The 11,707-nt window shown below is 39.3% G+C and carries 9 protein-coding genes and 2 tRNA genes; 10 read left to right on the top strand and 1 reads right to left on the bottom strand.

The annotated features are described in order from the left end of the window. Positions 1-16 precede the first annotated feature (16 nt). Positions 17-101 (bottom strand) — tRNA-Leu (locus G3KMM_RS01820). A 241-nt stretch (positions 102-342) separates the two neighbouring features. Here G3KMM_RS01820 and G3KMM_RS01815 point away from each other — a divergent pair. From G3KMM_RS01815 to G3KMM_RS01770, 10 genes are all read left to right on the top strand, one after another. Next, positions 343-924, top strand: coding sequence for a hypothetical protein (locus G3KMM_RS01815; protein ID WP_129604775.1), 582 nt, complete (start codon positions 343-345; stop codon positions 922-924). A gap of 199 nt (positions 925-1,123) precedes the next feature. Then, positions 1,124-1,669 carry a hypothetical protein gene (locus G3KMM_RS01810; protein WP_129604772.1) on the top strand — a complete coding sequence of 182 codons (546 nt, stop codon included), beginning with the start codon at positions 1,124-1,126 and terminating at the stop codon, positions 1,667-1,669. A gap of 103 nt (positions 1,670-1,772) precedes the next feature. Then, positions 1,773-2,708, top strand: coding sequence for a COG1361 family protein (locus tag G3KMM_RS01805; RefSeq protein ID WP_129604770.1), 936 nt, complete (start codon positions 1,773-1,775; stop codon positions 2,706-2,708). Positions 2,709-2,716: 8 nt separating this feature from the next. Beyond that, the gene (locus tag G3KMM_RS01800) at positions 2,717-3,712 is read left to right on the top strand and encodes a hypothetical protein (RefSeq protein WP_129604768.1); all 996 of its coding nucleotides are present in this window, start codon (positions 2,717-2,719) and stop codon (positions 3,710-3,712) included. An 86-nt stretch (positions 3,713-3,798) separates the two neighbouring features. Beyond that, on the top strand, positions 3,799-4,722 hold the full coding sequence (locus tag G3KMM_RS01795) for a hypothetical protein (RefSeq protein ID WP_129604766.1): 924 nt from the start codon (positions 3,799-3,801) through the stop codon (positions 4,720-4,722). A gap of 98 nt (positions 4,723-4,820) precedes the next feature. After that, a tRNA-Val gene (locus G3KMM_RS01790) sits at positions 4,821-4,897 on the top strand. 71 nt (positions 4,898-4,968) lie between these two features. Beyond that, entirely contained in the window at positions 4,969-5,595 is a 627-nt protein-coding gene (locus G3KMM_RS01785) for an HdeD family acid-resistance protein (RefSeq protein ID WP_129604764.1), read from the top strand. A gap of 137 nt (positions 5,596-5,732) precedes the next feature. After that, positions 5,733-8,069 (top strand): BspA family leucine-rich repeat surface protein, encoded by a 2,337-nt coding sequence (locus tag G3KMM_RS01780; protein WP_129604760.1) that lies wholly within the window; start codon positions 5,733-5,735, stop codon positions 8,067-8,069. 145 nt (positions 8,070-8,214) lie between these two features. Next, positions 8,215-9,600, top strand: a complete 1,386-nt coding sequence (locus G3KMM_RS01775) for a BspA family leucine-rich repeat surface protein (protein ID WP_129604758.1) — start codon at positions 8,215-8,217, stop codon at positions 9,598-9,600. 104 nt (positions 9,601-9,704) lie between these two features. After that, positions 9,705-11,707 (top strand): BspA family leucine-rich repeat surface protein (locus G3KMM_RS01770; RefSeq protein ID WP_129604756.1); only part of this gene is annotated, 2,003 nt, incomplete at its 3' end.

Genomic DNA, 11,707 nt, shown 5'->3' with positions numbered 1-11,707 from the left:
AGGAGTTAATTTTATATGGTGCACCTGACTAGACTCGAACTAGCACACCCGAAGGCACTACCACCTCAAGGTAGCGTGTATACCAATTTCACCACAGGTGCATACCTGAATTATATCACAAAATATCCATGAATCAATCCTATATTTATATAAAACTCCTCTAACAGGGGGGGCGTAAACTAAATGCATGAGACTGTGTAAAACTTAGCAATAAAACATAAATATTATTACAAAAATCTATTGACCATAAAGCTTTTGTTTAATATACTTAAAACAACTTGAGGTCATACAAAATCAGGTTAAACAATACAAAATAACAAACACAAAAGAAAAGGAAAAAATATGTCAAAGTATTCTAAAATCGTAGCTACCCTCGGTGTTATCACTGGTCTTGGTATTGCTTCACTTCCACTAGCATCATTTGCAGCTCCAATCCCTCTAGTAGATGGAACTCCAAAGTCAGCTAACGTTAAGGTTCAGCTTACGGTTGGTGATGCTGTAGCTATCGCTGTTGACAGCAACGATGCAAACGCTGGTAACGCTGCTCCAAACCAGACTAAGAACGCAACTTCCACTGTTTCATACGCTACTAACAAAGCAACTGGTATGACTCTTACCGTCAAAGACCAAGACACAGACACTAACATGACCGTTACTGGTCACACTGGTACTGTTGCTGGTACTGACGTTATCGCTGCTGGTACTCAAGGTGCTGTTGCTGGTCAAGGCCAATGGAGCATCAAGGGCGGTCTTCTTGCTACTGATACCGCTATGGTTAAAAGCAACGAAACTGCTCTCAAGGTTGCAGAATCAAGCGCCCCAATCAATACTGACGTAAATGTTACCTACAACATCTCTACCGGTGCTTCACAGCTTCCTGGTACATATGAAGATACAATTGTTTACACTGCTGCTGTCAAATAATTGAGTTTAACCTGATAGAAATAGCCGCTAAATGCGGCTATTTTTTACGACTCCACAAAATGATATTTAGCCTAAATATTGAAAGCCTGTGGATTACTTACGTCTAAATAGTCCATAAACGTTATTGACACCCTGATTAAGCTTAAGCTATAATTAACACATAAAAGGTCATTATAAAATAAAAAATAAGGAGACTATTATGTCCAAGATCAATCGTATCGTAGCTACTCTCGGTATCGCCACAGCATTAGGTGTCGCTGCAATGCCAATTGCAACCTATGCAGCTGCTACAGATACTAAGAATATTACAGTTAAGGTTAATGTTGCTTCAGTTATTGCTCTATCAGCCGACAGCCTTTCTACTGAAGTTACTATGAACCCAAACAACGTCAATACTACTGGTCTTAAAACTAAACTTACTGTAGCTACCAACAATAAAAATGGTTACAAACTTACCGTAAAAGATGTAGACTCAACCACTGCTATGACTTCAAATGATACTACCGAAACCATCCCAGCTCTTGCTGGTAACTTAACCGCCGGTACAGCTGGATGGAACTTATCCGGTGGTGACCTTAATAAGGTCGCTATCTCTGCAACCGATCAGACAGTAAAAACCAATCCAAATACTGCCCATGTTGGTATTCAAGAAGATATTGATATGACCTACGGCGTTGCAACCTCAGCCGCACAGGCACAAGGTACATACCAAGACGTCATCATTTACACCGCAACTGCTCTATAATTAGCACTGCAAAAGACTTTAAAAACCACTCTAAACCAGGGTGGTTTTTTCTTGTAAATTAATCCTGCTTGTGTATAATAATATATAGATAAAAAGGAGGTTAATGACAAAACGACAAAACATTTTTATGGAGATTTTTTCAATACTATTCTTCTCCATATCTTTGCTGCTAATTTCTTCAAATCAGACATTTGCAGCTGAGCGACAAAAAATCTTCCTTCAGGTATCTCCTTCGACTCAACAATTAGGTGGGTTGCAACCAGGTGAGACTAGGGAAGGTAGCTTCAAGGTTCAGAACGTAGGTTCCGGCGCTTTTGATTTTAAGGTCTATGCTTCAGCTTATGAAGTAAAAAGTGAAAACTATGACCCAGTCTTCGATGGAGAGAAAGATGCCACGAAGATTGCCAGCTGGTTTACATTCAGCCAAACGACTGGTCATCTCGAATCTGATACTGAGGTAACCATCAACTATACCATCAAGGTCCCAGCTAACGCTCCAGGTGGCGGACAGTATGGTGCTATCATGGTTGAAACCGAGAAGGATAAAAGCGATAAGGGTAATATTCAGGCTATTTCTCGTGTTGGTATGATTATCTACTCTCACGTTAATGGCGAAATCAATCATTGTACTAAGATTCTAGAGAATAAACTGCCAACCTTCCTCTTCAATCCTCCTATCTTTGGCGAAACCCGTGTAGAGAACTGCGGTAACGTGGATGCCGAATTAAAAGTCCACTTGAAGGTTTTCCCATTCTTCTCTAAAGAAGAGGTCTATAGTAACGAAGAGAAGCCAACTAGCATGAATACCTTGCCTGGTACCAAACGTTATCACAAGGAATTATGGGCAAATTCACCAGCTATCGGTATCTTTAATGTTGAGCAAATTATTCAATACGGTTCTGAGACTAAAACTGAGCATAAACTAGTCATCGTTTGTCCAATTTGGCTAATTGTATTGATTATTCTCTTCATTATTTCAGTTATCTTCTGGCTCGTAGCAAGAAACCGTGAAAATAAAACAAAATCCCATCGAATGTAAAAGGATTAATGATGTTAGAAAGAATCAGTCTCATCTCTAAATTAAGGCGACTTCAGCTTATTGAAAAAGCCGTTCTTGCTCTTCCGTTACTTTTTAGCTTCGCAGCCTTCGGTGTTCTTACTTCCTCATCCCCAGTTTATGCGGATGAGGAGAAGCCGGCTATGCGAATTCAGATTTCTCCTGTTGAAAATCGTGTTACTCTTAACGCAAACGAGGTTAATGAATATACTTTTAATGTAGACAATACTGGTTCTGAAGGATATAGCTTTAAGGTTTACGCTAATCCCTACTCCGTAGTTAATGAACAGTATAGCCCAAGTTTCTCAAACCAAAACGCGCATACTCAGGTTAGCCGTTGGATTACTTTTAAGAATGACTCTGGCGAATATAGTCAAGAAGCTACATATTCCGTAGAGGCGGGTCAGCGTAAAGAGGTAACTTATAAAATTACCGTCCCATCAGATATTCCTGGCGGCGGTCAGTATGCTATTGTCTTCGTTGAGGCCATCCCTAAAGATGATAATAGTGGTGGCATCCGCACCGTATCCCGATTGGGTTTACGTGTCTTTGGTCGCACTAATGGTGAAACAAAAGAGTCTGCCGAGATCTTGAATCATAATATGGATAGCTTCTATATGTCAGGAAAGATTAAAACTAACGGCACAGTCAAAAACTCAGGAAACGCCGATTTTAATGCCATCTTTAAGTTTAAGGTAGAAAAGATCTTTGGCGGCGTCGTTTATGAGGATAGCAAAGGCTATGACGTCCTACCAGATACCACTCGTAATATTGAGCTTACTTGGGAGGAAACTCCAGCATTTGGCATCTATCGCATTACCTCAACCCTGAATGCTCTGGATCAGTCGAGAAGTACTACAAAGATAGTTCTAATTATTCCTGTCTTCATGATCGTAATTCTGCTTATGCTATTGACAATCACAATTGCCTGGTTTATAATCCTATTCAGAAAGCGACAGGCCCAAAAGTCAAAGCTTATCATCTAGTCGCGAGGATGAATACTGAGACTAAGGCAAGCGGTTATCCGCAAAAGCGTTCAAAATAAAAATAATAAAACAAAGCGAGTGTGAAAATGAAAAGAAAAGGAATAATTGGAGTTCTTAGCGTTGCTACCTTAGCTCTAGCTGGCTTAGCGCTTCTTCCATCAACACCTACATTTGCCGCCACTACTTCTTCAAGTAATGTTACGGTCAGATTAACAGTGCTACCTTCGGGCGAGTCTGTGGTTATTCGTTTCCCATCAGATGGTGATACCTTTGCTACAGATAAAATAACAATCAAGAAAGACTACACGTCAGCTAGAACACTTGAAACCAAGATTATCTATACTGATGAAAATGGTATTACTACAACTTATAATGTTCCAGTAGAAAACGTCGCAGATCCTCACGGTAACCCAACAAACGGTACATCCGAATCTGAGTTGGATATTACTGCGATTACTGGTGGACGCTATGGAGATTATAAGATTATTACTACTGTAAATGGACTTCCTTCCACCGAAGACGTTATTAATTTCTCTTACCGTGCAGTCAAGATCACTGATAATGGTACCGATCCATCGACCAATAATCCAAAAGTAAATATTGAACATGGTCCACGCGTCGATCATATTACTGTGCAGATCTATGACGAAAACGGTAATCCAGTCTTACCAAACCCAATTACCATCCCAACCCCAGATACAACGGGTGGTCACGGCGGTATAACGCCATGGACGGTTCCACTTGATGGCTTAAACCTCAAGGACGGAAAATATCAGATTGTTACCACAGCTTATGATAATGGCGGTAATATTCTAGATAGAAATACTAAATATTGGGTTCAGTATACATCGAAGAAGACTCCTTCCGTTCCTGAAACTGGTGGCTCAGTCTTCGCTGGCACAAACTTCACAAGTGCAGATTTTATCTCAACCTCACTCGCAATCTTCTTTGTCGCTACTTTCTTCGCGATTATGATCTTAAAACGTAATCGCAAAAGCCAAAGACGCTAAGTCTTAATATAATCTAAAAATATAGATCCAAAAAGGGTCTATATTTTTTCTTGAAAAACATTGAGCTTTTTTATATTATCTGGTAAAATAAAGACGTTGGACGATTAGCTCAGTTGGCTAGAGCGCGTCTTTGACGTAGACGAGGTCAGAGGTTCGAGTCCTCTATCGTCCACCATAAGCATCCTTTTGGGATGTTTTTTGTTTTGTCATTATGTTACAATACTAATAATTAAACAAAAGGGAAATATGAGAGACTTCACAAACAAAATCAATAACTTCCTAAATGCTGCAATCAACACTACGATTCTGATGATTGCAATCGGAATTTTTCTAGCTCTTTTTCCGACCTTGAGCCTCGAAATCACCAGATGGATTTTTATTATTGCTTTAGTCTCTGCCGGACTTAGTATGATTACTGCGGATCTCACTGGTAAAAAACGTGGCGGCATCATTTCCGGTACTGTGCTTGGTTCCTTTAATTTACTTCTCGGTCTCATAATCCTTATTAACCCTGGGATCCTCAGTATTATTCCAATTGCTATCGGTTTCTATGTCGTAATCTCAAGCCTAACAAAATTACGTATGACATTAGCTCTTAAAGAAATCTCAAATTCCGCCTTCACTGCCTCTATCCTTATGAATATTATTTCCGTAGTTTCCGGCTTTATTATTATCTTTCAGCCTATCACCTCAACGGCCATAGCCGTCATGCTGCTTGGCATTATGCTTATTGTCTATGGTGTCTCTGACCTAATTAATATTGTTATCCTAAAAAGCCATGTTAATGAATTTTCGTCAAAAATGAAATCTGCCAAGAAATATCTTACCGACGACGTCCAAGAAGCAGAAGTCATTGAGAAAAAGAAAAAATAAACCCACTTCCATTGGTGTAATAAAAATCGGTGTAGTAAAAAAGACGTCCTCAAAAAACTCATTTAAACACTAGCTATTTATAAAATCCTTATGCTATAATCAATACAATACATTTATATGTAGTGGAGTTAAATAAAGTGAAATTAAATAAAGGACTAAAACAGTCTGGCCTTCGAGTGTGGCCAGAAATGCTAGCCCGGGGCTCAAGGTGGGTCTTTGGTTTATTGTGGGCACTTCCAGTACTTGCCTCCATGGCTTTTGGTAGCCCAGTTTATGCAACCCCAACTATTAGTTTGACTATACCAGCTACCCCTGTTGAGATTGATTTCTCGATGTCAGAAGTGCGATCCTCGGCCTTCAAAAAGAGTACTATTATTCAACCTGTCGTCACTACGGATAATCCTCAAGGATATACCTTATATTTATCAAGTAACGACGAGAATACTTCACTAAATAATGGTACCTATGATCATATCAATTCAATTTCAACCAGCCTGAACGAGACTGCTTTTACCGCAAGAACATGGGGATACTCGCTTGATAACACTAACTTTAAACCTATTCCAAAAGCCAGTAACCCAGATAAAATCGCCGAATCGCAGCTTCCAGCAACTGCTGCTACTCCTGCCTCGGTTAATTTTGGTGTAAAGGTTGCCCCTGATCTCTATGAAGGCACCTACCAGAAGGAGATTGTTTTTACTGCAATTACCAACACAATAAAGACCGTTAGCTATATGGATAATGGTTGGAACACAATAACTCGCTTGCAGTGGCTAGCCGATCAGAATGCTGGCCACGACATTACAATTAAGCGTGGATATTCCATCCCCTATCCAGGTTTCTGTGGTCACTATATCAATAAGTGTTTTCCACATACAGACATGGGGACTTCCACGGATCCATATGAGACTATTATCTGGACCGATACCGATACTCATACCATCTATTTTTACAGCGAAAAAGACATCATCTATGTTAATGAAGATGCAAAAGGTATGTTCAATGACATAATGAAAAACGCAGGTTCTGGTAATGTTACTATTGATCTCACAGGGCTTGATTTTTCCAAGGCAAAGGATCTCTCAAACTTATTTGCAAAGAATAAGATTAAATCCATAGAATGGGGTAATTTTAATACCGAGAGCGCTGAAACAGTCAGTAAAATGTTCCGCGACGTAGAACCCACTAACCCATCTAATTTCCCTATAGATTTTACGAAAATTAATACTCGAAACGTAACAGACTTTTCTTATATGTTTAATGGTTCAAAAATATCTTCACTGAACCTAAACGGCATTGATACAAGAAAAGCTACGAATATGGCTGGTATGTTCTCTAGTATGGACAACCTCTCTGTGTTAGACGTTGCTCCACTGAATACGTCAAATGTTACAGACATGTCAAGTATGTTTGCAAGTATGCATGGTCTTACAAATATTCAAAACCTTTCAAGTCTAGATACCTCGAGGGTAGAAAGTATGTCAAGTATGTTCTCAGATCTTGGCAGCATAACTAGTCTAGACCTCTCTAGCCTCAACACGTCCTCAGTAACTAATATGTCGTATATGTTTGCTTCTTCTGCCGCAATTACGGATTTGGATCTTACCACTTTTGATACACATGCAGTAGAGAATATGGCTGGAATGTTTAGTGGTATGACGAGTCTCCATAATCTTAATATGTCAGGCCTTGATACTTCCAGTGTTACCGATATGTCATATATGTTCAATGGAATTATGGGGATGTCAACCATAGATTTAAGTCCCCTTAATACCTCTTCCGTAATTGACATGACCGCAATGTTCCAGGACTCAAAAAATCTTACCCATCTTGATCTATCAGGTTTTGACACGACTCATGTCGAAAATTTCACAAGTATGTTTAGTGGTGTTAATAATATGACTACTCTTGATCTCACCAGTTTCCATACACCTCAAGCAACAGACATGTCTTCTATGTTTATGGAGATGTCATCACTAACGAATCTAATAATGCCAAACTTCGACACTTCTAATGTTACACAGATGTATTCTATGTTTAATGGTCTTACTAGTATGACCACCATTGACCTCTCTCATTTTAATACAAGCCAAGTTGTAAGTATGGGCGCAATGTTCCAAAATACCCCACAACTTTCACATCTCAATCTCAGCTCATTTAATACCTCACAAGTGACGGATATGTCTTCAATGTTTGAGGAAGGTATGGCAGACAATAGTGTACTGGATCTGTCAAGCTTTGATACTGCGCAGGTATCTTCCGCCTACAATATGTTCAGCAATGCTCGCTCTCGTACAATTTTTGCCTCTAATTCATTTGCCCTTGACATAGATGACAGTCAAGACTTGTTCTCTGAAAATAATAATCTTATTGGTGGCAATGGCACTGCTTTTTCCGCCAGCAACCCAACCAACAAAACCTATGCTCGTATCGACGAACCAGGTACCCCAGGCTACTTTACAAGAAAGCCATAATTATAACCAGAATCTACTCCTGGTTATTTTTTCCATCACGGTTTCCATATTCTTTTCATAGTTATTATGGTAAAATTAAATTGCTTATTGGCTATAAGCAAAAAAATAGAGTAAATAGAACAAATAGAGTAAATAGGAGTTTTACTTGATAAAAGGACTGCGAAAACCCCCATTTTTTAGTGGTCAAGGTCCGGTTATTATTGTCATCGGCTTAATTATTGCAAGCCTTTGCCAATTTTTCCTTGATCGGACTATTGTTTTTGCCGCTCCATTAATCTCAGGAAGCGGCACTGTTCTGTCTACCTCTGTTTCTCATTCCACGGTTAGTCTTGATTTTTCTGCGCAAGAATTTCGTACCGCTGCCTTTAAAAACTCAACTATTCAATACCATATTAATACCACCAACGCCACCGGAGCTATGTCCTATATTTCTAGCATTGACGAAGACACTCATTTAAATCATTCCGATACCGACATTCATCAAAAATTTGAGTCAATTTCCATTTCTTTACCAGAGACTAGCTTTGCTCCAAAAACTTGGGGTTATCGTAAATCAAAGACTAGCGTCACAGGGAACTTTAATCCCATTCCCAAACGCAGCAATCCAGACCTCTTGTATAATGAAACTACCGCAGTCAATACCTCATACCATATCGATTTTGGGGTCAAATCCTCGCCAGATCTTATTGAGGGTACATTTGAAAAACAGATAGTTCTCACTACTATTGCCAACCCTGTTCCGACTACTGCCACCCTTCAGAATGGCTTTCAATTTAGTAATATTGTCTATAATTTAAACCCTAACCATGACACTGAGAATTTTAAGCCTTCAGCCACACCTCCGGCAAATCTTGCAACTGCCATGAAGATTTCGACTAGTAGTTCTATGGTCCCAGTTTACGCCTGGTATGATAACTCCGATAAGACTGTCTATTGGTGGAGCGATGCGGATATTGTTTATGCTGACCAGAATTCAGCCTACATGTTCGGTCGCATTAATAAATATGCCAATCCGCTGAAGGTGATAGATACAAGGGGAATCAATACCAGTAGAGTCAAAATGATGACCAGAATGTTCTACGCCGGTCGTTGGCCAATTAAAGAAATTATCTTAAATGAATTTGATACCTCAAATGCGGAAGATATGTCAGAGATGTTTGCTGTGGATCCGTTTAGTACCGTCACAGACCTGCCTGAGCCGCTCAATCTTACAAGTTTCGATACCCGTAAGGTCACCAGTATGCGTAGTATGTTCTCGGGGACATACAATGAAGAAATTGATATTTCAAGTTTTGATACCAGTAATGTTACGGATTTATCTTACATGTTTGATGATTCAAAGGTTAAAAAAGTTTATGCTCCAGCCAGTCTTAATACGGCAAACGTGGTAGATTCGACCGATCTCTTCCATGACGCAGTTAACCTTATTGGTGGCCATGGCACAACTTATAGTATTGCAAATGCTTCAAACCTTAACTACTTTAAGATCGACGAGATCGGTAGTCCTGGTTTCTTTACTACTGCACCGTAATAGGTATTCTCTTGAAAAAAAGTTTTCGATATTCTTGGCCGCAATAAGTGGCATTACGGTTCCGCTTATGTTAAAATAAGATCGTAAATAAGGTCTAAAAATAAATGAGAAAAATCAAACAAATATTTGAAAGCGTCCGTCAAAAATTATTTTTGAACAACAGTCTAACCTTAAAGAGTACTCGTTTTCTTTATCTAATCCCGATGACCGGGCTCATTATAACCACCCTTATCTTTGGTGCAATTATTTATACCTCTTCCGAAAAGTCCACTTTTGCAGCACCGACAATGGTAACCGTTGGTGATCCTTCCACCTTGCAGATCCAAGTTCTCTCTCAACCATTATCTTTTACTGGGACCGAAGCTCAAGCTTCTAACTTTAAAACTCAACATATTGCTGTGGACGTAAATACAACAAATCCTGCCGGTGCAACTTCTTCGATTTCAAGCGTTGATGAAAATACCGATTTGATCCCGACTGATCCGTCCAACACTCAAAGAATTACGTCAATTAGTTCTCCTACACAAGACTCCTTATTCCCGCAGGCTACTTGGGGCTATTGCATTGATACCTGTCCAACCTATCAACCTATCCCAAAAAGTAGTTCTCCTGCTGTCTTGAAGAATCGACCAATCAATGCCATTAGGACCCACTCATTCAAGATTGGTGTGAAGGCGAGTCCCAATCTCACTCCGGGTACATATTCGAAAGATATTATCATCTCCGCAGTCACAAACTATGCCCCAACTACGGCGAACTTGCTTAATGGTAGGGCATTTAATGCAAAAATCAAAGCTTTAAATACTAATGCTAATATGGAGGTCTTTCGTCGTTCCTCTACTCCTCCAGCTAATTTAGCTACAGCAACAATTGTTTCGACTCCAACTAGCTCAAAACCTGTCTATGCATGGTATGATTCAGTATCAAAAACCATGCTTTGGTGGTCAGAAGCTGACTATGTTTTTGCAGACAATGATTCCTCTGAAATGTTTAAGGACCTTAATAGCGTTGGTAGTCATATGCAGCTCTTGGACATTTCTGGTATAGATATGCGTAACGTGCAGGATATGAGTTATATGTTTTCTTCCAATGGTTATTTAATTAAACACCTTAACCTCGGAGACATTAATACGAAAAATGCAAATAAAATGAACTTTATGTTTAGCGTAATGGGTACGGTTCCAAATCCAATAGCGATTGATCCAATAGACTTGTCAAAGCTTAATACAAGTAATGTAACAGAAATGATTGCAATGTTCCACGGTTCCTATGTTCCCACACTTGACGTTTCTAATTTTGACATGAGAAACGTCGAAAATATTTTTATAATGTTCGCTAATCTGAAAAATGTTACAACGCTTGATGTCTCTCATTTTCAAACCCCACGCTTAAACTGGATGACTGGAGTTTTTCAGAATAGTAGTCGCATTACTAGCCTAGATTTGTCTAGCTGGAATACTAGCGAGGTTAAATCAATGAACGGTCTATTTTCAGATATGTCTTCTTTAAATAGTCTAAATATTTCAAACTTTAATACTAGTAACGTTACTACAATGGCGGCTATGTTTCATGGGGCAAAATCTCTAACAAGCCTTGACTTATCTCATTTTGACACTAGTAAGGTAATAGATATGGGTAGTATGTTTAAGGATATGGAGTCGCTGCAAACCATTAATTTGTCAGGGTTTAATACTAGCAATGTTAAAAATATGTCGTATATGTTCCTTATGACTTCACCCAACAACCCGCCTATTACTGACCTTGATCTCTCTAGTTTTAATACAAGTAAAGTTACTAACATGCAGGCTATGTTTGCTGGTCTTACTAATCTTCAGAGTCTAAATCTCAGTTCTTTCGATACGCGCAATGTTACCAATATGCAGTCTATGTTCTCTCGCACATTTGTTACGCATCCAAATGGGGTGCTTGATATTTCAAGTTTTGATACTAGTCGAGTTAATAATATGGGTGGTATGTTTTGGTTCATGAAAGTTAAGACCATCTACGCTTCCCCTAGTTTCGTTACGAATTCCCTATCTTCGCAGTCTTCCAGTATCTTCGCGCAGAATGATTATCTTACTGGTGGCAAAGGTAGTACCATTGCCAC

Source organism: Candidatus Nanosyncoccus nanoralicus, from assembly GCF_004138405.1.
Classification (GTDB): Bacteria; Patescibacteriota; Saccharimonadia; order Saccharimonadales; family Saccharimonadaceae; genus Nanosyncoccus; species Nanosyncoccus nanoralicus.
The sequence above is the reverse complement of the archived record's forward strand: the minus strand, read 5'-3'. Positions and strand labels throughout refer to the sequence as shown.